Origin of the sequence: Campylobacter sp. W0066.1, assembly GCF_024723635.1 — a bacterium.
In the GTDB taxonomy this organism is placed as follows: domain Bacteria; phylum Campylobacterota; class Campylobacteria; order Campylobacterales; family Campylobacteraceae; genus Campylobacter_D; species Campylobacter_D lari_C.
In genome coordinates this window covers 64,032-84,306 of record NZ_JANQCW010000007.1, presented here as the reverse complement: position 1 = coordinate 84,306, position 20,275 = coordinate 64,032, and the positions used below count along the sequence as shown (strand labels likewise).

At 30.2% G+C, this 20,275-nt stretch carries 23 protein-coding genes, 1 tRNA gene and 1 pseudogene; 14 read left to right on the top strand and 11 right to left on the bottom strand.

The window, feature by feature from the left end:
• The 4 genes from CAMP18497_RS04185 to CAMP18497_RS04170 form a co-directional block, all read right to left on the bottom strand.
• The coding region (locus CAMP18497_RS04185) for an anaerobic ribonucleoside triphosphate reductase (RefSeq protein ID WP_337212641.1) at positions 1-1,997 on the bottom strand (1,997 nt) is incomplete at its 3' end.
• Positions 1,998-2,129: 132 nt separating this feature from the next.
• Positions 2,130-2,744, bottom strand: a complete 615-nt coding sequence (locus CAMP18497_RS04180; protein ID WP_337212639.1) for a BspA family leucine-rich repeat surface protein — start codon at positions 2,742-2,744, stop codon at positions 2,130-2,132.
• A 212-nt stretch (positions 2,745-2,956) separates the two neighbouring features.
• Positions 2,957-3,031 (bottom strand) — tRNA-Glu (locus CAMP18497_RS04175).
• 68 nt (positions 3,032-3,099) lie between these two features.
• Entirely contained in the window at positions 3,100-3,858 is a 759-nt protein-coding gene (locus CAMP18497_RS04170) for an exodeoxyribonuclease III (RefSeq protein ID WP_337212637.1), read from the bottom strand.
• A 98-nt stretch (positions 3,859-3,956) separates the two neighbouring features.
• Between CAMP18497_RS04170 and CAMP18497_RS04165 the strand changes: the two genes are divergently transcribed.
• The 4 genes from CAMP18497_RS04165 to pyrC are packed head-to-tail and all read left to right on the top strand — an operon-like array spanning position 3,957 to position 7,076.
• Positions 3,957-5,489 (top strand): phosphoethanolamine transferase, encoded by a 1,533-nt coding sequence (locus tag CAMP18497_RS04165; RefSeq protein ID WP_337212635.1) that lies wholly within the window; start codon positions 3,957-3,959, stop codon positions 5,487-5,489.
• Positions 5,489-5,860, top strand: coding sequence for a diacylglycerol kinase (locus CAMP18497_RS04160; protein WP_214100142.1), 372 nt, complete (start codon positions 5,489-5,491; stop codon positions 5,858-5,860). The genes CAMP18497_RS04165 and CAMP18497_RS04160 overlap by 1 nt, the downstream gene beginning before the upstream one ends.
• Positions 5,845-6,075: a helix-turn-helix domain-containing protein gene (locus CAMP18497_RS04155; RefSeq protein ID WP_263726716.1), complete on the top strand. Its 231-nt coding sequence runs from the start codon at positions 5,845-5,847 to the stop codon at positions 6,073-6,075. Before CAMP18497_RS04160 ends, CAMP18497_RS04155 begins: the two co-directional genes overlap by 16 nt.
• An 8-nt stretch (positions 6,076-6,083) precedes the next feature.
• Complete coding sequence (gene pyrC / locus CAMP18497_RS04150) at positions 6,084-7,076, top strand: dihydroorotase (protein WP_337212631.1); 993 nt, start codon at positions 6,084-6,086, stop codon at positions 7,074-7,076.
• 9 nt (positions 7,077-7,085) lie between these two features.
• Here pyrC and CAMP18497_RS04145 read toward each other — a convergent pair whose 3' ends face one another.
• Entirely contained in the window at positions 7,086-7,784 is a 699-nt protein-coding gene (locus CAMP18497_RS04145) for a class I SAM-dependent methyltransferase (RefSeq protein WP_337212629.1), read from the bottom strand.
• Between the two features lie 60 nt (positions 7,785-7,844).
• Here CAMP18497_RS04145 and CAMP18497_RS04140 point away from each other — a divergent pair, with 60 nt between their 5' ends.
• From CAMP18497_RS04140 to CAMP18497_RS04130, 3 genes are read left to right on the top strand one after another with little or no spacing between them, the layout of a single operon-like run.
• Positions 7,845-8,681 carry a metal ABC transporter solute-binding protein, Zn/Mn family gene (locus CAMP18497_RS04140; protein WP_337212627.1) on the top strand — a complete coding sequence of 279 codons (837 nt, stop codon included), beginning with the start codon at positions 7,845-7,847 and terminating at the stop codon, positions 8,679-8,681.
• Positions 8,678-9,427 carry a metal ABC transporter ATP-binding protein gene (locus CAMP18497_RS04135; protein ID WP_263667442.1) on the top strand — a complete coding sequence of 250 codons (750 nt, stop codon included), beginning with the start codon at positions 8,678-8,680 and terminating at the stop codon, positions 9,425-9,427. Before CAMP18497_RS04140 ends, CAMP18497_RS04135 begins: the two co-directional genes overlap by 4 nt.
• Positions 9,420-10,229, top strand: coding sequence for a metal ABC transporter permease (locus CAMP18497_RS04130; protein ID WP_337212623.1), 810 nt, complete (start codon positions 9,420-9,422; stop codon positions 10,227-10,229). The genes CAMP18497_RS04135 and CAMP18497_RS04130 overlap by 8 nt, the downstream gene beginning before the upstream one ends.
• Positions 10,230-10,238: 9 nt before the next feature.
• Here CAMP18497_RS04130 and CAMP18497_RS04125 read toward each other — a convergent pair.
• From CAMP18497_RS04125 to rpmI, 3 genes and pseudogenes are all read right to left on the bottom strand, one after another.
• Positions 10,239-11,148, bottom strand: a pseudogene (locus CAMP18497_RS04125) (DNA ligase).
• A complete protein-coding gene (gene rplT, locus CAMP18497_RS04120) occupies positions 11,126-11,479 on the bottom strand; it encodes a 50S ribosomal protein L20 (RefSeq protein WP_039617097.1) in 354 nt (117 codons plus the stop codon). The pseudogene CAMP18497_RS04125 and the gene rplT overlap by 23 nt, the downstream one beginning before the upstream one ends.
• Positions 11,480-11,578: 99 nt before the next feature.
• On the bottom strand, positions 11,579-11,770 hold the full coding sequence (gene rpmI / locus CAMP18497_RS04115; protein WP_039617094.1) for a 50S ribosomal protein L35: 192 nt from the start codon (positions 11,768-11,770) through the stop codon (positions 11,579-11,581).
• A 149-nt stretch (positions 11,771-11,919) separates the two neighbouring features.
• On the opposite strand from rpmI, the gene CAMP18497_RS04110 reads away from it, so the two are divergent.
• The 7 genes from CAMP18497_RS04110 to CAMP18497_RS04080 all read left to right on the top strand — a co-directional run bounded on the left by CAMP18497_RS04110 (position 11,920) and on the right by CAMP18497_RS04080 (position 16,784).
• Positions 11,920-12,141 (top strand): hypothetical protein, encoded by a 222-nt coding sequence (locus CAMP18497_RS04110; RefSeq protein WP_337212621.1) that lies wholly within the window; start codon positions 11,920-11,922, stop codon positions 12,139-12,141.
• Between the two features lie 67 nt (positions 12,142-12,208).
• Positions 12,209-12,955, top strand: a complete 747-nt coding sequence (locus CAMP18497_RS04105; protein ID WP_263659199.1) for a DUF3944 domain-containing protein — start codon at positions 12,209-12,211, stop codon at positions 12,953-12,955.
• An 11-nt stretch (positions 12,956-12,966) separates the two neighbouring features.
• Positions 12,967-13,554 (top strand): hypothetical protein, encoded by a 588-nt coding sequence (locus CAMP18497_RS04100; RefSeq protein ID WP_337212618.1) that lies wholly within the window; start codon positions 12,967-12,969, stop codon positions 13,552-13,554.
• A 137-nt stretch (positions 13,555-13,691) separates the two neighbouring features.
• The gene (locus tag CAMP18497_RS04095) at positions 13,692-14,699 is read left to right on the top strand and encodes a hypothetical protein (protein ID WP_337212616.1); all 1,008 of its coding nucleotides are present in this window, start codon (positions 13,692-13,694) and stop codon (positions 14,697-14,699) included.
• Complete coding sequence (locus CAMP18497_RS04090; protein WP_263659201.1) at positions 14,692-15,585, top strand: hypothetical protein; 894 nt, start codon at positions 14,692-14,694, stop codon at positions 15,583-15,585. Before CAMP18497_RS04095 ends, CAMP18497_RS04090 begins: the two co-directional genes overlap by 8 nt.
• 3 nt (positions 15,586-15,588) lie before the next feature.
• Positions 15,589-15,894: a hypothetical protein gene (locus CAMP18497_RS04085; protein WP_263659202.1), complete on the top strand. Its 306-nt coding sequence runs from the start codon at positions 15,589-15,591 to the stop codon at positions 15,892-15,894.
• Positions 15,895-15,917: 23 nt separating this feature from the next.
• A complete protein-coding gene (locus CAMP18497_RS04080) occupies positions 15,918-16,784 on the top strand; it encodes a helix-turn-helix transcriptional regulator (protein ID WP_263664516.1) in 867 nt (288 codons plus the stop codon).
• Here CAMP18497_RS04080 and CAMP18497_RS04075 read toward each other — a convergent pair.
• The 3 genes from CAMP18497_RS04075 to thrS are packed head-to-tail and all read right to left on the bottom strand — an operon-like array spanning position 16,781 to position 20,236.
• On the bottom strand, positions 16,781-17,872 hold the full coding sequence (locus CAMP18497_RS04075; RefSeq protein ID WP_337212612.1) for a DNA adenine methylase: 1,092 nt from the start codon (positions 17,870-17,872) through the stop codon (positions 16,781-16,783). The genes CAMP18497_RS04080 and CAMP18497_RS04075 overlap by 4 nt on opposite strands.
• Before the next feature lie 34 nt (positions 17,873-17,906).
• Entirely contained in the window at positions 17,907-18,428 is a 522-nt protein-coding gene (gene infC, locus CAMP18497_RS04070) for a translation initiation factor IF-3 (protein WP_039617082.1), read from the bottom strand.
• Positions 18,425-20,236, bottom strand: a complete 1,812-nt coding sequence (gene thrS, locus CAMP18497_RS04065; RefSeq protein WP_337212610.1) for a threonine--tRNA ligase — start codon at positions 20,234-20,236, stop codon at positions 18,425-18,427. The genes infC and thrS overlap by 4 nt, the downstream gene beginning before the upstream one ends.
• Positions 20,237-20,275 lie beyond the last annotated feature (39 nt).

Genomic DNA, 20,275 nt, shown 5'->3' with positions numbered 1-20,275 from the left:
TTTAATTCTACATAAGTAATATGCCCGCCATTATTTAGCTCATGATATGGGGCTTCTATTTGAATTTTTTCATATATACTAATAGGAAAATCTACAGGAATATGAAAAGAATTAGTATAAAATTCTTTATCGGTTATACCTTTTAAAATGCCGTATTTTTTTTGGTCTAGCTTTAAAAACCTTCCACTTAAACCCTCAGCTGGAGTAGCTATGAGTGAAAAATTCAGTTTGTCTTTGAGTGCTTTTTCATCGACAAATTCACGCATAAAACGCACGATTTGTAAGCCAAGCTCCCTTGCTTCTTGACTTTGTCCATGATGGGAACCTATCAAAGCTATTAAACTCTCACAAAGTCCTATGTAACCTATAGCTAAAGTCCCGTGTGCTATGATTTTTTCTACGCTATCATTTTCTTTTAAAGTATCTGAATCTATCCAAATTCCCTCGCCCATTAAAAATAGGAAATTTTTAACCTTTTTTAGACTTTGAATTTTATATCTATGAAGTAATTGCTCATACACAAGCTCTAATTTTTCTTTTAAAAGTGAGTAAAAAAGCTCTAAATTTCCTTTGGCTTCTATGGCTAAACGCACAAGGTTTATACTTGTAAAGCTTAAATTTCCCCTGCCGCTTGTGATTTCTTTGCTCTCATCATAAACATTTGCCATAACCCTAGTTCTACAACCCATATAAGCTACTTCGCTATTATAATCGCCCTTTTTATAGTATTTTGCGTTAAAACTTGCATCTAAAAAGCTAAAATTTGGAAAAAGTCTTTTGGAAGCACATTCTATGGCAAGTTTAAAAAGCTTATAGTTTGGGTCTTTTTCATTATAATTAACACCCTCTTTTACTTTAAAAATTTGCACAGGGAAAATTGGTGTTTCACCATTCCCTAAGCCTTTCATCGTGGCTTTGAGTAAATTTTCTATTACCATTTGCCCTTCAAAAGAAGTATCGGTGCCATAATTTAGTGTGCTAAAAGGTACTTGGGCTCCTGCTCTTGAGTTCATAGTATTAAGATTATGCACCAAAGCTTCCATAGCTTGAAAAGTTGCATCTTGGGTTTGCTTTAATGCTCTTTTATAAGCATAAGCATTTGCTTGTTTTAAAAAATTCTCATCGCTATTTAAGTCAAACTTTAAAAGCTCTTTGAAACATTCTTTTTCATTTGAAGCTTGAAATTTTGTGTTATCAAAGCAACTCTCGTCTAAACTTTGCTCTAATTTTATTTCAAAAAAAGCATTTATAGCCTTTTTATACTCTTTTTGAAAAGTCTTTGCCACACCATTTGCCATAGCAAAATCAAAATTTGGTATAGATTGACCCCCATGCATTTCATTTTGATTAGCCTGCAAGGCAATGCAAGCTAAAGAAGCATAAGATCTGATATCATTTGGCTCACGCAAACTTCCATGCCCTGTACTAAAACCATTTTCAAAAAGCTTTAACAAGTCTATTTGACAACAAGTTTGCGTTAGCATATAAAAGTCTTTATCGTGTATGTGTATATCGCCGTTTTTGTGTGCATTTGCGATATGTTTTGGCAAAATACACTCATCTACATAGTATTTTGCGCCTTCTGAGCCATATTTTAACATCATTCCCATAGCGCTATCTGAATTAATATTTGCATTTTCTCTTTTTAAATCAGCTTCTTTAGAATCTTTAAAAGTTAAATCATCATACAAACTAAGTAAATCATAACTACCATTACGAATTTGTGTTCTTTTTTGTCGGTATAAAATATAAGATTTTGCGGTATTAACTAAGGCATTTTTGATTAAAACTTCTTCGACTTTATCTTGAATTTGCTCTACTTGTGTGTGTTTTTCATCAAGTAAAGCTACAACCTCATCACAAAGCTTATCTAAAAAATCTTTATTTAATTTTTCATCTGTGGAGTTTATATTAGCTTTAAAAATAGCATTTTTGATTTTAAAAATATCAAATGCAACTTGGCTCTTATCTCTTTTTATAATAAATTTTATTTTCATGGAAATTTTCCTAAAAAATAATCTCTAAGCACTATAAAATAATACTTTTAAAAGATAAGTTTAGTACAAAAACTTGATGAGAAGCTTAAAAAGATAAAAGAAAAATTCACACAAAAAATGTGTGAATTTTATTTATTCTAGCTCTATACCTTTTACGGTATAAATTTTATCAAGACCGCGATTTCCAAACATTTTTTGAGTATTGCAACCTTTTTGGATATTCCATTCATCTAGCTCGTGATGAAAATTTTTACAATTATGGAAAAGATATGCCATGGTAATTACATTTTGCACATCCCAATTTGCAACGCTATGCTCATATGCATGGCAGTTTTCAAAACAATGGGCCATTCTAGTAGCATTTGAAGTCTTCCAGTGCAATAAAGAATGATTAAAACTAACACAATTAAAAAACATATAAGACATATCTTTTAAACTTTGTGTGTTCCATTTTGATAAGTCTTGATTGAAATTTTTGCAATTAAAAAACATACTTGCCATATTTTCAACCTTAGAAACATTCCAACGCGACAAATCCGCATTAAAACTTTCACAACAATAAAACATATAAGACATATCTTTAGCATTTGATACATCCCAACGCTCAATGCCTAAAAAATCTAGTCTTTTAGAATAATAAAACACATAAGAAAAATCATCAATCAAAGATACATCAATATCTCTTAAAGAAATTCTTTCATTATGCACCAAATTCATTAACTCGTTTTTGTTTTTAGGTCTATACATTTTGTCCTCCTTTTTGTACATTTTAAAAAACAATTGTGAAGTCAATGTAAATTTAAAAATAATTAATGAAAAATTTGAGAATATTAATAACAATTAATTTAAAATTAACTTAATTTAAACAAAAGAAAATAAATAAGAAATATTGATTTAAAATAATGTAACTTTTTGTAAAATATGACAATGATTATCAAAAAATGGGATAAAATAAGAAGTGGTGACCCATACGAGACTCGAACTCGTGTTACCGCCGTGAAAGGGCGATGTCCTAACCGCTAGACGAATGGGCCATTTGTAGTTTAAAGATGAAATTATAACAATTTTTACTTAATAATTATTTAAGGCATTAAAAAATACCTTAAATATCGATTTCTATCCCTACAGGAGCATGATCTGAACCAAAAATATCATCTCTTATAAAGGCATTTTTGAGCTTATCCTTTAAGCCATTAGAAATGAAAAAATAATCAATCCTCCAGCCTACATTTCTTTCTCTTGCTTTCATTCTATAGCTCCACCACGAATACTTTTCTTTAATATCGCCATTGATATGTCTAAAAGTATCTATAAAGCCTAATTTTAACAAATCATCTATCCAAGCGCGCTCAATCGGCAAAAAGCCTGAGGTTTTTTCATTAGCTTTTGGGTGGGTTAAGTCTATCTCACGGTGAGCAGTATTTACATCTCCACATATTATGATTTCTTTACCTTCTTTTAAAAGCTTATCTAAATACACTAAAAAATCATTATAAAATTTCATTTTAAAGTTTAAACGCTCTTCATCTTTTTGACCATTTGGAAAGTAGATATTAAACAAAACTACATTTTTAAAGCTATGTTCTAAAACCCTACCCTCATCATCATCAAAAAACTCACATTTTTTGACTTCGCAATCAAAATTACACAAGCTCATTACACCTGAATACCCTGCTCTTTTAGCACTATTTGAATGCATATGTTTAAAAGGATACTCATAAATTCTTTTTGGAAATTTATCCTCGTGTGCTTTGATTTCTTGAAAACCTATAAAATCAATTTCTTCTTTTTCAATCCAATCAAGTGCATTTTTATCACAAATTGCCCTTAAGCCATTTACATTCCATGATAATAATTTCATAAAATACCTTTACTAATCTTCTTTTGTTGCTATTTTATATGTGATTTATTAATTTTATTCAAATAGACTAAGTTTTTATTTTATTCCAAAGGAAAAAAATGCATTTAAAACTTTCATGGACAAAATTTACCTTACTTAATGCGGTTTTCATCATGACGTTTAATTTCTCATTGTTTGAATTTGTATATGAAAAGATAGATCAAAATACTATGCTTTTTAGTGTGTTTTTTGGAATTTATTTTTTCTTGGTTTTGAGTGTTTTATCTTTGGTATATTTTCCCTACATTAGCAAAATTTTAAGCATATTTTTACTTAGTACTTGTGCTATTTGTAGTTATTTTGTTAGTAATTATGGAGTTTTAATCGATGATCATATGATACAAAATGTTGTTGAAACAGACAATAGAGAATTTTTTTCTTATTTTAATTTTTCCTTTGCTTTGTATATTTTAACCTTTGTGATTTTTCCTAGTTTGCTTGTGATTTTTACTAAGATTGATTATCAAAAATATTTTTTCAAAAAAAGTGTATTATTTTTGACTTCTTTGGTATTTTGCTTTGCTTTAATAGCTCTTAGCTCAAAAACACTTTTGCCTTTTTTAAGATCACACAATATCGTTAGAATGTATAATCTACCTTTTTACCCAATATACTCAAGCATAGAATTTACAAAGAAAAAGCTAGCAGGTAAAAAAGAACTAACTATCATTTCAGATGATGCGAGTTTAAAAGATACTAATACAACTAAACTTATGATTTTAGTCATAGGTGAAACTGCTAGAGCGAGTAATTATTCTTTAGGTGCTTATAAGATCAATGATACGAATTTTTATACTAAAAATGAGCCAAATTTAGTGTATTTTAGCGATGTAAGCTCTTGTGGGACTGCTACTGCAAGAAGTTTGCCTTGTATGTTTTCAAGACACAAAAGAGTAAATTTTGAAGATGGATTATATGAAGAAAATGTTTTAGATATCTTACAAAAGGTTGGAGTACAAAGTATTTGGTTTGGTAATAACTCAGGGGGTTGTAAAGGAAATTGTGATCGTATAAAACATAGGCTAATTCTAAAAGATTATGATGAGAGTTTACTTGAACTTGTAAAACAAGAGCTTGAAAATATAAATTCAAACAAAATTATCGTTGTGCATTTACAAGGCTCACATGGGCCAACTTACTATAAACGCTACCCAAATACATTTAAAAAATTTATGCCAACATGTGATACAAACGAGCTTAACACCTGCTCACACGAACAAATCATAAACACCTATGACAATACTTTACTTTATACAGACTTTATTATAAAAAGCCTTATAGATATGCTTAAGCAAAATCCCACCAAAGAAGCTTCTTTGCTTTATTTGTCAGATCATGGAGAAAGCTTGGGTGAAAATGGAATTTATCTTCATGGTATGCCTTATTTAATAGCACCAAAAGAACAAAAACACATACCGATGATATTTTGGAACAAAGATAGTAAATTAAGCCAAGATTTACAAAGCAAAAAAGACTATAAACTTTCTCAAGATAATCTTTTTTCAAGCTTACTGGGGTATTTTGGTGTAAATAGCAAAGAATATGAAGCAAATTATGATATATTTAGCAAAAATTTAAAGGAAAATCCTTAATGAAGCCAAAGTATTCTTTATTTAAAAATGCAAGCTATGCCTTTAGCGGAATTAAATTTTTACTCCAAGATGAAATGGCTTTTAGGATAGAATTTGCCATTATTTTACCTTTGATTGTTGCAAGCTTATTTTTACCTGTGAGTTTTTTAGAGCATTTTGTGCTTGTATTTGTTTTGGTGCTAATTTTGATCGTAGAAGCGCTAAATTCTGCCATAGAAGCTTGTGTGGATCTTTGCACGAGCGAATTTCACATCTTAGCTAAAAAAGCAAAAGATTGTGCGAGCGCTGGGGTTTTTTTTAGCGTGGTTTTAGCTATAATTACTTGGAGTTTTATTCTTTTTGATTTGGTTAGAGAATGGATGATAAAGTAAAAACACTATGCGTGAAAATATTTGGTAAAAAACGCTTTGAAATTTTAGAATTTTTAGCCCTTCATGCTAATGAAGATGGCTTTGTCTTTGTCAATATAGAAGAGCTTTCTAAAAGGTTAAATATCAGCAAACCTACCATCATTTCTACTTTTAAATTTTTAGAAGAAAAAGCTTTACTTGAAAAACTTAAAAACGGCTTATATAAACTCAAATAGGAGATAAAATGACACTTAAAAACCCTTTGGATATGCATTTACATTTACGCGATGAAAGTATGCTTGAACTTGTAGCTCCATTTAGTGTAAAAGACTTTAAAGCAGGGGTTATCATGCCAAATTTAATCACCCCGCTTACCGAAACAAACGCATTAAAAGCTTATAAAGAACGTATTTTAAAAGCGTGCAAAAATGAAGATTTTACGCCTTTGATGACTTTATTTTTTAAAGATTATGATGAGCAATTTTTAGAAAAAGCTAAAGATGAGCTTTTTGCTATCAAGCTTTATCCTGCAGGTATCACTACCAACTCAGATAATGGAATTTCAAGCTTTGATATAGAAAAGTTAAAACCTACATTAAATGCTATGAGTGAGCTTGGACTGCCTTTGCTAGTGCATGGCGAAACAAATGATTTTGTAATGGATAGAGAAGCAAATTTTGCTAAAATCTATGAAAAATTAGCTAAAAACTTTCCAAAATTAAAAATCGTAATGGAGCATATTACCACTAAAGTTTTGTGTGATTTATTAAAAGATTATGAAAATTTATACGCAACTATCACTTTGCACCATTTAATGATAACGCTTGATGATGTAGTGGGTGGAAAAATGGATCCACATTTATTTTGCAAACCTATTGCAAAACGCTATGAAGACAAAGACGCTTTATGTGAGCTTGCTTTTAGTGGTTATGAAAAGGCTATGTTTGGAAGCGATAGCGCACCTCATCCTTTGCATACTAAAGAATGTTGTGGGTGTGCAGCTGGAGTATTTAGCGCACCGGTGATTTTACCTGTGTTGGCTGAACTTTTTGAAAAACATTCAAATGAAGCAAATTTACAAAAATTTATTTCAGATAATGCTTGTAAAATCCATAATCTTAAATTTGAAAAAGATAAAATCATCGCTTTAGAAAAACAAGAATGGCAAGTAGCGCAAAAATACGGCGATGTAGTGCCATTTATGGCAGGAAAAACTTTAAATTTCAAGGTTATTTAACCTTGAAATTTAATCAATAATCAAAAGTTTTATCTTAGCTTCTATAAGCTCTTCCACCTCATCTTTTACAAAGCTTTTTAGTTCTTGTTTATTTACATTAACACCATTCATACTCAAATGCCACAAAGCATTTTCTATCGCACTTTCTTTATCTCTTTTTACCACTCTAGTTTCATTAAAAACTTCACTTTCATAAGGGATATTTTGTGCATTTAAAAAACCTTGCAAATCCTCTTCATAAAAACCTTTAAAATGCGTGTTAAAATGTTCAAATATAGGATCTAAAAAGCTACTTTTACGCCTACTTGCCCAGCCTAAATACACCTTTTTAGAAGCTAAGTTTAAAAAAGCTTTATAGTCTTTTTCATTTTGCAAAGCAGGCGACATACTTAAAAAGGCTAAGTCAAATTTTGTGTTATTGTTTTTATAAAAGTTTTCAAAGTCTAAATTTAAAATTTTTACATTTGATATGGCATGAGTTTTTGCATCTTCTTGTAAAATTTCAAGCATAGCACTAGAGCTGTCTATACCTAAAACACTTTTTGCTTTTTGTGCTAAATGCAAAGTCCAAACACCACTCCCACAGCCTATATCTACCACGCTTTTATCTTGTAAAGATCCAAGTTTTGCGAAAGTAGCTTTTTGAATTTCGTTTAAACTAGGATTATACCTTGCATAGCTTTTTGCTTTTTTATTCCATAAATTCATCTTCACTCCTTATTTTTTCTAATATAGTATAATATTTTTTTGTTTTTAGAAAGGAAAATTATGCGTGTATTGTTTTTGTGTTTGATTTCATTTTTAAGTATATATGCCAAAGATTTGGTAAGTGTTAGTATAGCTCCACAAGCTTACTTTGTAAAGCAAATTGCCAAAGATACTTTGGATATTAATATAGTCATACCACCTAATGCAAATGAACATACTTTCGAATTTAAACCAAGTGGTATTTTAAAACTTGAAAAAAGCGATATTTACTTCACAGCAAATTTAGAATTTGAAAAAATTTGGATTTTAAAACTTAAAGATAATCTCAAAAATACCAAAATCATCTCTACTCAAAATGGCATTGATTTTATACCTTTGCAAGAGCATGCTCACGAAGGACACCATCATCATGGAGATGACCCTCACACATGGCTTGATCCACTTTTAGCAAAAACTCATGCTAAAAATATCACCTTAGCACTTATAGAACAATACCCACAAAACAAAGCATTTTATGAGCAAAATTTAGAAAATTTCTTAAAAGAAATGGATGTATTAAATTTACAAATACAAGCTTTATTTAAAAATGCAAAAAACAAGCATTTTCTAGTCTATCATCCATCTTGGGGGTATTTTGCAAAAAGATATCATCTAAGCCAAATTCCTGTAGAAATAGAAGGAAAAGAACCCAAACCAAAAGACTTAGCCAAGCTTGCAAAACTCATACAAAAAGAACAAATAAAAGCTATTTTTGTACCCAAAGGAGCTAATAATAATACTATTAAGGCTATGGCAAGTAATTATAATCTTAAAATCATAGAACTTGATCATTTGCCAAGTGATTATGAAAATGAACTTTTAAAAGATGCAAAAAATATAGCAAGCGTTTTACAATGATAAAAATCAATATTAAAAATTTAAACTTTTCATATAATCAAGATGAGGTTTTAAAAAATATCAACCTAAACTATGAAAGCAAAGACTTTTTAGCCATAGTAGGGCCAAATGGCGGGGGTAAATCTACACTTTTAAAACTCATACTAGGTTTACTAAATAGTCATAAAAATATAAACTTTGAAAATTTAAGTTTAAAAGATATAGGCTATGTCCCACAAAATACTTTAGCTAATCCAAACTTTCCAGTGCGCGTGCTAGAAGTGGTGATGATGGGAAGGGTGGATAAAAAATTCTTTGGTTTTTATACCAAAAAAGATCAAGAGCAAGCCTTGCTAGCCTTAGAAAAAGTAGGTATGAGAAATTTTTGGGATAAAAAAATCAATGAACTAAGCGGAGGTCAAAGACAAAGAGTTTATATAGCAAGAGCCCTAGCAAGCGAATGCAAACTTTTAATCCTTGATGAGCCCACTGCAAGTATAGATACTAAAGGCTCTGTGCAGATTTTTGAGCTTTTGAAAAAATTACACGAAAGCGGGGTTGGTGTGATAGTAATATGCCATGATTTAAATGTAAGCTTAGCTTATGCAAATAAAATCGCATATTTAAATAAAGAATTATTCTTACATGAAAACACTCCTGAAAAAAAGGCACATTTACTAGCGCATTTAAGCCAAAATCACACGCATTTTTGTGATGTGGAGCTTAGCTTGGAGCAGTGTTGTTGCAAAGGAGAAAATCATGCTTGAACTTTTATCTAGCTCTTTTATACAAAATGCTTTTTTGGCTGCATTTTTAACTAGCATTGCTTGTGGGATTATGGGGACTTTGATCATGATCAACCGCTTAAGTTCTATGGCAGGAGGTATTACGCATGGGGCTTTTGGGGGCATAGGTATAGCATTTTACTTTGGTTTGCCAGTATTAGTTAGCACGAGTTTATTTACTCTTTTTTTAGCCTTGCTTGTAGCATTTTTAGTGCAAAAATATCCTTTTAGGAGCGATAATATAGTCGGTGTTATATGGGCTTTTGGAATGGCTGTTGGTATCATACTCATAGACTTAACTCCTAGTTATAATGGTGATTTAATGGGATATTTATTTGGTAGTATTTTGTCTGTACCTACGCAAGATATAGTTTTATTTGCAGTGATTGATGTAATTTTTATCATTTTAGTATTGCTTTTTTATCGTCAATTTGAAATTCTAAGCTTTGATAAAGAATTTGCAAGCTTAAGAGGGGTTAATACCAATCTTTTTCACTATCTTTTAATCGCAATGATGGCTTTTTGTATCGTTATAAGTATCAAAGTAGTAGGGCTTATACTTGTGATAGCTTTGCTTAGCATACCTGCATTTATCGCTGAGAGTTTTTCTAAAAAGCTTGGTCAAATGATGATCATCTCTACGCTTTTGAGCATAAGTTTTTGCGTGATAGGGCTTTTTGTGAGTTTTTATTATAATCTTGCAAGCGGAGCTTGTATTATAGCAAGTGCTTGTGTGATTTTTGTGCTTTATCTTTGTTTTAGAGTTTTTGCAAAGAAAAATTGAAATTTACTTTTACTTTAAAACGCTATTTTCATGCACTCTTAAAAAACTAGCAAATTTTGGTTTGCCATTTTTGGTTAAGCCGTTGTATTTAAAAGTGATGATAGCACCAACTGGCGGAGGGTTTAAGCGATCGCTTTCTTTAAAACCTGAGCCTATTTTAAAACTTACTTTTTTACTCTCAATCACTGCTTCACAAAGCAAAGATCCCATTTTACCTTCAAATTTTCCCTTACCTTCAAAATGCTTTTTTACAACACATTCTGTATCATCAAAAGGTTTTAGTTTAAAAGCATTGCTTGATCTTTTCTTTTCATAAGGTGCGTTGTTTAATCTTATGATTATACCCTCGCCTTTATGCGAAATGATATCTTGGTAAAACTGCTTTAAATGATTTTTATCTTTAATGCGAATTTGTGGGATGATTTTTATAAAATCATTTGGAATTTTAGCTAAATACTTTTTTAAAACTTCTAATCTTGCTTCTAAAGTACAAGGATCAAGCTTAAATTCCTCGCAAGCATTTGGCACATCAAAGACATTATAACTTACTTTTTGCCAAAAGTTTTTCATCAGGGTTTTCTTGGCGTATTAAAGATGAAATTTCTTCAAAAGAAGCTCTTTTTACCCAAAGTTCTCCATCTAACTCAAATTTAGGAAAGTTTTTTGTGAAAAATGAAGGGAGTTTTATAGCATTTCCTGCTCTTGTTTGCATAGACTTACCACTCCAAAGTCCTCTTACGCCATCGAGTTTTTCGCTCATGAGATAATGGCTTAAATTTATATCTTTAAATGCTTTTTCATCATAAACTTTAAAAAGTAAAATATCTTTTGCAAAAAGAGGATTTAAAAAGAGAGTAAAGAGAAAAACAAGGCTTATAAAAAGCCTTGCAGTAAGATTAAAGTGCTTTTTTAGCAGCATCTGCTATTTTAGCAAAAGCAGCTGCGTCGTTCATCGCTAAATCAGCTAAGATTTTTCTATCAAGCTCAATGCCTGCTTTTTTAAGACCATTTATAAATCTTGAATAACTAATATCATTTAGTCTGCAAGCTGCATTGATACGTACTATCCAAAGACGACGGAAATCACGTTTTTTGCGGCGTCTATCACGATACGCATAAACCAAACTTCTTTCTAATTGTTCTTTAGCTTTTCTAAAGTGTTTGCGGCGACCACTATAAAAACCACGCGCAAGTTTTAAAACTTTTTTATGTCTGCGGCGTCTTACAACACCTGTTTTTACTCTTGCCATATTTATCCTTTCACAAATTGGCGTTCGTTAAACGAATCTTGCCCTTTAATATAAGGGGAGTTTGAATGACTTTCGTCAAAAACTAAAATTTAAGCTCGCTTAAATTCCTAACATTTTTTCAACCGCTTTAACATTGGTTGAGTGAACATACTTAGAAGTGCGAAGATCACGCATTCTTTTAGCAGGTTTTTTAGTCAAAATATGGCTTCTATAAGCAGCGCCTCTTTTGATTTTATTTTTACCTACTTTGAAGCGTTTAACAGCACTTTTAACGCTTTTCATTTTTGGCATGTGTATCCTTTGGATCAATTTTTTCATAAAAGAAAGCTATCATTTTACTACAACTATGCTTTAGAAAAATTAAATTTTTATATGACACAACCTGTCACAAGGGTTTAATATGATTTTATTATTTTTATAAAATCCAATAAAGGAGTCAAATGGCAATAGTAATTGGCATTATAGTCATGATAGCCACTGCTATATGGGCTATTGTCTGCGGAGCCTTTTGGGCTTTATTTATATTTATATTATGGTGCGTTATATTACCAAGTTTATTTTTAATAGAAAAATACGGAATTATAAATGTAGTAGTGTCTTATGCGCTAATTTTATCAGGTGTAGTAGTGCTTACAAGGATAATTAAAAGTAAACAATACTAAACAAAACCTTGACAATACGGGGGGGGGTATTGATATAATAATAAAAATTTAAATTGAAAGGAAAAAGATGGCATATAGATATGACAAAGATTTGGAATTTTTGAGAAACTTAAGTAGCGAAGAATTAAATGATTTTGTTAGTATTCTTACACATGATAAAGATAATACTACAAGATTTACGGAATTAATAACGGTAAATGAGTTGTATAAAAAATTCTATCCTGATCACAAACAGTATTTAGATTTAATTTTAGATGAGTTTCAGTGTTTTGGGGGAAACACCTTTGCAAATATCTTAAGAATGGGAAAAGGTGTACTTTATAAAGAAATTTTATGCGATGTAGCCGATAAACTTAAAGTTAATTATAATAAAAATTCCGATACAGAGATAATAGAAATAAATCTTTTTATGAAAATTTTAGAAAATTCTTTAGACCAAATGAGCAAAGAGCAAATCAAGGAAATTTCTCAAGAATTAAATTTAAATTTATCAACTTTTACAAAACAATCTACAATGGCAGCAATGCAATTTTTAATAAAACAAGGTGGTTTCAAAAGCTATCAATTAATAGTTATTGTTGCAAATGCCATATCAAAATTAATTTTAGGCAGAGGATTGTCAGCTGTAGTTAATGTGAGTTTAACAAAAGCGATGAGTATTTTTGTTGGTCCTATTGGATGGGCAATAACAGGGATGTGGACTGCAATAGATATAGCAGGACCTGCTTATAGAGTAACTATACCAGCTGTTATTCAAATAGCATATCTACGACAAAGTTATAATATGAAACAAAACAACCAAAAACTATTATAAAAGAGACCACTATGATAGATAATAAAGAACTTATAAACGATTATGAACTTTTAGAAAATGATTTGAAAGAGATATCACAAAGAGAACAACTTAAAATCAATATAAATCAAAACTTAGAAGAAGCCTTGCAAGAACTAAAAAACATAGAAACACAACTACCAAAAGAGCAAAGTAAAAAACTTTTTGAGCAATGCACCCAAAACGCACTTGATGCTATAACAAGTCATTTTGGATTGGCTGCTATTGTTCTAGATTCTCAAGACGGTGGTAATGTAAGCACCACACATAATGCCAGGAAAGATATATATGCCAACGAAAACGATAAGCAACAATATGAAAAACGTGAAAAATACTGTTCAAAAAAATATCATAATGGGGAATACAATAAAATAAATAATAAACTAAAAAAAGAAATAGAAGAGGGAAGATTATATGATTATGCAACTGGAAAGATGATTAAGCCAAAAGACAATACTCAGCTAGATCATGTTGTTTCAGCCAAAGAAATTCATGAAGATCGTGCAAGAATTTTAGCTAATGCTAATGGTGTATCTTTAGCTAATACACCTCAAAATCTAAAAAAACAGATGCTAAGATAAATAATTTTAAAAGAGATAATAGCGCAACAAAAACTTTAGAGAAATTAGAAGGACAGATACAAATATTAACCGAAAAAGAAATAAAAAATGGAAAACTATCCTTAAAAGATCAAAAAAATATAGAAAGATTATTGGATATGCAATGTAAAATTGATGGTGAAAAATTTATAGAAGAATATAATCATCAAAAAAAACATATTGATAGTGAAATTGATAAAATTTACTATACAAGCCTAAAACCTTACAAAGAAGCTTTGATAACCGGAGCTAAAGACTCTACAAAAATGATTGTATATTCAGCACTTGGAATGATTTTAAGAGACTTTTTCAAAAGCTTAATGATAGAAATTAGAAAAACATTTAAAGAATTTGGAAACGAGAGTTTTAGTGATATATTCAAAAGATTTAAAGATAGAATCCATTACATTTGGGATGATATCAAAAAGAAATGGAAAAATATTTTTGCAAGTTCTTTAGAGGCAGGAATTCAAGCATTTTTATCTAATTTAGTTGTATTTGCTATAAATACTATATTTACAACTTTAAAAAGAATAGTTCAAGTTATTCGTGCTGGCTTTACTTCTTTATATAATGCGATAAAAATTATTATAAATCCTCCAAAAGATATGCCTAAAGAAGATATATATTTTGAGGCCGCTAAAATTTTTACAGCAGGTATTATCGCCTCACTCACAATGCTAGGAAGTGAGGCGATAAATAAATGGCTTATAACTATACCTGGGCTTAATGTTTTATTATCTTTACCTATACCATTTACGAGTGAAACTATAGGTGATGCAATTTCATTAAGTATAAGTGCTGCTTTTGGAGCTATTGTTAGCACTATTGTTGTTTTTTATATGGATAAATGGAAAAACAACTCCAAAATAGGAAATTTACGATTACAGCTTGTTACTCAAAGTGGTGTTATTTTAAATTGTAAAATAGCTCAAACATGGCTTATGCTAGATGATGCATATATTTTTTTAACACATGCAATAAATTCTATAAAAGAAAAGAATTTAATACTACAAAACAATCTCACTCAAGAGCTAAATACTTATAAAAAGATGGACGAGGAAAGAAAAACTAAAATATCTAATCTGAAGAAAAAGATTCTTGATCTAAAGGAATTGCATGATTAGTTATAGTAAAAGTAAACATAAAATTAGTATAATAAATTCACATGAATGTTTAACAAAAACAAATACACCTAATAAAAATGCAAATTCGCAAGAAGTAGCTAACATACTTAATAATAAAATTCACAAAGCTTCTAAAAAAATCATAGAGGCAAAAAAAGTTGCAAAATTAGCTAAAAATACTAAAAATACTTTTTTGGAAAATATGGCAAAAAATATACCTTTTGCTGGAATTTTTATTGATAGTGAAGAGATTAAAAAAATAAATATTCTAATAGAATTAAACATGATGAATATAGAGGCTATTGAAGCACAAAATGATTTAATTCAAGAAGTTATAAAACTCACATGTTATAGCATAGAATTTATAAATGACACAATCAACGATCTACAATTAATAATTTCCAAAACAAATGAAAATTATAGGACTAGCATTACAGAATTATCTTATGATACAAATGAAATTTTAGAAATATATAATGAACTTACAGATATTGTAATAAATCAAATGCAAGATCATACAAAACATTTTCAAGAAATTCAAATAAAAATAGAAAAAAATGAAGATGAAGTAAATCTAATTAAACAACAACAAAAAAACTTCACCGAAACTATTGAGTTACAAGAAAATAAAATAAACTCACTTAATAAAGATTTACTATTATCTTCAAAAAAAATCGACAATTTATCAATGCAACAAAATGAATTTATGCAAAAATATGAAAACCAAATAGCAAATTTATCGAAAGATATTATGCAGGAATTGGAAAATATAAAAACTGTAATAAAAAAACACGAAAATCTATTAGATAATAATATATTAAAAATAGTTTCTATTACATCTTTGGGGATTGCAATAATAGCAATTTTATTGCAATATATACAATAAACCATGCTAAACAAACTACCCCAACTTTTTTCATTGCTTTTTAGTTATAAATTAAACATCTTTAACATCATCTCAAAGCCAAAGCAAGCTTATACTTACACCAAGTTTGCTTTAGAGCTAAAAGAGCTTTATGAAAAAGAAAACGACAAAACCGAAGCTGCTTTTATCATCCTAGATAGAGTACTTAAATTTAAAAAAGAAAATCCTGATGATTTTAATGATTTTTTAAAGCTTATTCAAGAGCTTTTAACTACCTATGAAAACGATCCAAAAACAATCAAACAAAACATCAAAGATTTGCTAAAATAAACAAAAATAAAAAAAGGTTGTATATGGAAAAAGACAAGCTTTCTACGCGTTTAGTTTCTATACTGCAGTGTTTAAACAATGGCGAGCGTTTTAGCTTAAAAGAGCTTGCGCAAGAATTTAATGTCAGCATTCGCACCATACAAAGAGACTTACATAAACGCCTTGCTTTTATCCCTATAAAAAAAGAAAATGGAAAGTATTTTTTAGAAGGCTATGTTTTAGGAAAATTAAGCTTTAAAGATATACAAAATTTTGCTATTTTAAGCGGTATAGGTAGACTTTATCCTAGTTTAGATAAAGAGTTTTTAAACGACTTGCTTAATGAAAAAATCAATAAAGCCTTTTTAGTCAAAACCCAAAGCTATGAAACACTTGATAGAGAAGTTTTTGAAGAACTAAGTGCAGCTATCATAGCAAAATATCCCATTAGTTTTTACTACAAAGAAAAACACAGAAAAGCTAATCCATACAAACTCATCAATATTGACCACATATGGTATCTTTTAGCAGATGAAAACGATACTTTAAAAACCTTTACTTTTTCTAAAATCACACAACTAAGAGTGGAAAAGAAAGAAATTTTTACCCCAAAAGAAGAGTTTTTAAAACAAATTCAAAAAGATCAAAGCAACTGGATTAGTAAAGAAAACAAAGAAGCTATTTTAAAACTTGATAAAAAAGCTAAAGAATATTTCTTAAGAAAAAATGCCCTTACTAAATACGAATTTATAGATGAGGATGAGAATTTTATTTACATCAAGGCATTTTATACCTATGATGATGAGCTTTTAAATTTAATAAGATATTGGATACCATATATTAAAATAAACAAACCTATCGCTTTAAAAGAAAAACTTTTTGAGCAGTTAAATACATACATGCAAGATTAGCGTTTTTTTAACACATAGAGTTGTTCTTGTATATGCATAGAGCGTTTAGAAAGGTTTCTACTAGCTCTAAAGGCATTATACTTTTGCTCAAGCACAAAACATTCTCCAAGACTTTGAAGTCTTTTTGTGAAATTTTCTTTTTTTACAAAACCCTCACAATTATAAGAAAGCAATACAATCTTGGCTTTTAAATCATTTATCAAATCAAACAAAGCATCTTCGGCTTTTTTTTCTTTGTTAAAAGCACTGCGGTTCCAGTCTTTTGGTATGCCAGAAACCTTTGAAATTTCCTTTGGCTTTTTATAATTAGCAATTAAATTTAACATAAAATAATTTGATCCATAAGGATGTTGATTATAAGGTGGGTCTAAATACGCCACATCAAAGCTATCAAGCTCTTTAGCTAAAACATTTGCATCTTTTTGAAAAACCTCATATTCACAAGTAAAATTTGAAAAAATAGGCATTTTTAAAGCTATATCACCCTTTATACGACTAAGTGCATTTGCTCCATTTCCTCCAAATTTTCCCACTCCATTTTTATCTTTATAAAAGCCTTTAAAAACCCCACTTGTATTTGCATGCACGCTTGCTTCATAGATAAGCGGCGCGATGAAGTATTTTTGTATATTACTTGGCAGGCTTGAAATTTTTTCTCGCATAGAGTCTAAATACATCGCATTTTTAAGCGTGTAGAAAACTCTTTCATTCTTTTGGATATACTCATCATCATTTGGCGCATAAAGCTTGCTTATAAAGCCTTTTTTAAGTTTTAAATCAGAAATTAAAAAATCATAATATTTTTGTAATTCTTGTAAAAATTGTACATTTTGATTGCTTAAATAACACTCATTGATGATTTTAGAATAATCTTCCAAATCATTTGCCATGATAAAACTCGCATAAGGCCTTACAAAACGCGAAACTACCCCAGAGCCACTAAATACATCACAAAAACTAAATTTGTCTTTTTTAAGCTCATTTTGCGCAAATTTAAAGCCTTGATTTAAAAACTCGAGCAAAGATCTTTTATTACCAAGATAAGTTATGATTTGTTCTTTTAAAAATTGTGGATTTTCTTCTAACATAAGTTTAAAATACAAGCCTTAAAAAGGCTTGTGATTATTTTTTCTTTTTAGGAGTTACTAGCATATTTACATAGCGTCCTTCGAGTAAAGGCTCTTTGTCTCTATCTGCTATATCTTCAACCATTTGCCAAATTTTTTCAAGCAAAGCTACCCCTGCTTCAGGAGAGCCCATCTCACGACCTTTTAAAAACACTCTAAATTTAACATGCTTGCCTTGCTCTAAAAACTCACTTGCATGTTTGACTTTATAATTAATGTCATTTTGAGCGATTTTCACAGAAAGTTTGATTTCTTTTATATCAATAACTTTTTGTTTTTTCTTTGCTTCTTTTTGTTTCTTTTCTTGTTGATAACGGAATTTTCCATAATCCATTATCTTACATACAGGTGGTTTGGCTTCGGGGGCTATCATCACCAAATCAAGCCCTAGTCTATTTGCTATATCTAGCGCCTCATCACTACTAATAATGCCATAAACCTTGCCATCATCACCTATACATCTGATCTCATCTGCTTGAATTTCTTCATTTAGCAATACTTCTTTTTCTTTACTCAAAAGCGTACCTCACTTAATTTCTCCTTTGTTAGGGTTATAAATTCATCTAAAGTCATTGTTTTTTGCTCTTTTGCTCTTCTATCTCTTAAAGCCACACTTTTGTTTGCTACTTCTTCATCACCTAAAACAAGTATCATAGGCACATGTGCTTTTTCAGCGGTGCGGATTTTTTTATTTAAGCTTTCATTTTTATTATACACTTCACTATCAATGCCAAGTTCTAAAAGTTTTCTTGCTATTTCTTTTGCATACTCATGATGATTTTGCGAAATAGGCACTATAGCTACTTGAGTTGGCGCTATGAAAAATGGTAACTCCCCTGCACAATGCTCTACTAAAATTCCTATAAATCTTTCAAAAGAACCTAAAATAGCACGGTGAAGCATTACAGGTTGTTTTTTCTCATTATCTGCGTCTGTGTATTCGAGTTTAAAACGGCTTGGTAAGTTAAAATCTACTTGTATAGTTCCACACTGCCATTTTCTTTTTAACGCATCAGTGATTTTGATATCGATTTTTGGACCATAGAAAGCTCCACCGCCCTCATCAATGCCATATTTTAAACCTTGTTCATCTAAAGCTTCTTTTAAAGCCTTTGTAGCTATATCCCAAATTTCATCATCGCCTATTGCTTTTGTTGGGCGTGTTGAAATTTCCATTTCATAATCAAATTCAAAAGCCTTCATCAAAGTATCAACAAAGCTTAAAATTTCTAAAACTTGTTCTTTTATCTGACTTGGCATACAAAAAATATGCGCATCATCTTGGGTAAATTCTCTTACCCTAAAAAGCCCGTGTAAAACTCCACTTTTTTCATGGCGGTGCACCACACCATATTCAAAAAATTTCAAAGGTAAATCACGATAGCTTCTAACATCACTTTGATAAATTTTAATATGTCCTACACAATTCATCGGCTTAATGCCATATTCTTGCTCATCAATTTGCGTAAAATACATATTTTCTTTATAGTTTGCATAATGCCCACTAATTTTCCACGCATCAGCTTTTAAAAGTTCAGGTCCACGCACAGGCTCATAGCCTCTTAATCTATGTGCTTTATATAATAAATGCTCTAATTTGCTTCTTAATTTTGCACCATTGCTAAGCCATATAGGAAGCCCACCGCCTATTTCATCATCAAAGGCAAAAAGTTTCATTTCATTGCCAAGTTTTCTGTGATCTCTTTTTTTAGCTTCTTCAATGATTTTTAAGTATTCATTTAAACTTTCTTTATCTGCAAAGGCAGTACCATAAATTCTTGTGAGCATTTCTCTTTTTTCATCACCGCCCAAATACGCTCCCGCTACGCGAGTAAGTTTGAAAAATCTTAAATACCTAGTATTTGGTACATGAGGCCCACGGCATAAATCTTCAAATTCGCCTTGCTTATAAATACTTACTTTCCCATCAGGAATTCTTAGTAAAACTTCTTGTTTTAAATCATCATTAGCAAATTTTTCTTTAACCTCAGTCTTTGAGAGTTCGTATTTTGTGATGTCTAGCTTTGCTTCTGCTAGTTCTTTCATTTTCTTTTCGATCTTGCTTAAGTCTTCTTCTGAAATCTTACTATCAACTCTAAAATCATAATAAAACCCATCTTCTATCACAGGCCCTACGAAAAATTTAGCCTCTGGATATAAACTTTTAATCGCTTGAGCCATTAAATGCGCACAAGAGTGGCGGATAACTTCTAAACTTTCTTTAGAGTTATCAAAATAAATCGGAGTTAAATTTGTATCATTGTTAAAACTTTGAGTATCTACCAAAGTTTCATTATTTGCATATGCAATTATATCTTTTGTCATTTCTACCCTTAACACTCACTAACCTTGTGAGCTTAAATT

Bases quoted from the DNA above. Each gene is read 5' to 3' on its own strand.
- CAMP18497_RS04180 (WP_337212639.1), bottom strand. From the start codon at position 2,744: ATGTATAGACCTAAAAACAAAAACGAGTTAATGAATTTGGTGCATAAT.
- CAMP18497_RS04170 (WP_337212637.1), bottom strand. From the start codon at position 3,858: ATGAAATTATTATCATGGAATGTAAATGGCTTAAGGGCAATTTGTGAT.
- CAMP18497_RS04165 (WP_337212635.1), top strand. From the start codon at position 3,957: ATGCATTTAAAACTTTCATGGACAAAATTTACCTTACTTAATGCGGTT.
- CAMP18497_RS04160 (WP_214100142.1), top strand. From the start codon at position 5,489: ATGAAGCCAAAGTATTCTTTATTTAAAAATGCAAGCTATGCCTTTAGC.
- CAMP18497_RS04155 (WP_263726716.1), top strand. From the start codon at position 5,845: ATGGATGATAAAGTAAAAACACTATGCGTGAAAATATTTGGTAAAAAA.
- pyrC (WP_337212631.1), top strand. From the start codon at position 6,084: ATGACACTTAAAAACCCTTTGGATATGCATTTACATTTACGCGATGAA.
- CAMP18497_RS04145 (WP_337212629.1), bottom strand. From the start codon at position 7,784: ATGAATTTATGGAATAAAAAAGCAAAAAGCTATGCAAGGTATAATCCT.
- CAMP18497_RS04140 (WP_337212627.1), top strand. From the start codon at position 7,845: ATGCGTGTATTGTTTTTGTGTTTGATTTCATTTTTAAGTATATATGCC.
- CAMP18497_RS04135 (WP_263667442.1), top strand. From the start codon at position 8,678: ATGATAAAAATCAATATTAAAAATTTAAACTTTTCATATAATCAAGAT.
- CAMP18497_RS04130 (WP_337212623.1), top strand. From the start codon at position 9,420: ATGCTTGAACTTTTATCTAGCTCTTTTATACAAAATGCTTTTTTGGCT.
- rplT (WP_039617097.1), bottom strand. From the start codon at position 11,479: ATGGCAAGAGTAAAAACAGGTGTTGTAAGACGCCGCAGACATAAAAAA.
- rpmI (WP_039617094.1), bottom strand. From the start codon at position 11,770: ATGCCAAAAATGAAAAGCGTTAAAAGTGCTGTTAAACGCTTCAAAGTA.
- CAMP18497_RS04110 (WP_337212621.1), top strand. From the start codon at position 11,920: ATGGCAATAGTAATTGGCATTATAGTCATGATAGCCACTGCTATATGG.
- CAMP18497_RS04105 (WP_263659199.1), top strand. From the start codon at position 12,209: ATGGCATATAGATATGACAAAGATTTGGAATTTTTGAGAAACTTAAGT.
- CAMP18497_RS04100 (WP_337212618.1), top strand. From the start codon at position 12,967: ATGATAGATAATAAAGAACTTATAAACGATTATGAACTTTTAGAAAAT.
- CAMP18497_RS04095 (WP_337212616.1), top strand. From the start codon at position 13,692: ATGCAATGTAAAATTGATGGTGAAAAATTTATAGAAGAATATAATCAT.
- CAMP18497_RS04090 (WP_263659201.1), top strand. From the start codon at position 14,692: ATGATTAGTTATAGTAAAAGTAAACATAAAATTAGTATAATAAATTCA.
- CAMP18497_RS04085 (WP_263659202.1), top strand. From the start codon at position 15,589: ATGCTAAACAAACTACCCCAACTTTTTTCATTGCTTTTTAGTTATAAA.
- CAMP18497_RS04080 (WP_263664516.1), top strand. From the start codon at position 15,918: ATGGAAAAAGACAAGCTTTCTACGCGTTTAGTTTCTATACTGCAGTGT.
- CAMP18497_RS04075 (WP_337212612.1), bottom strand. From the start codon at position 17,872: ATGTTAGAAGAAAATCCACAATTTTTAAAAGAACAAATCATAACTTAT.
- thrS (WP_337212610.1), bottom strand. From the start codon at position 20,236: ATGACAAAAGATATAATTGCATATGCAAATAATGAAACTTTGGTAGAT.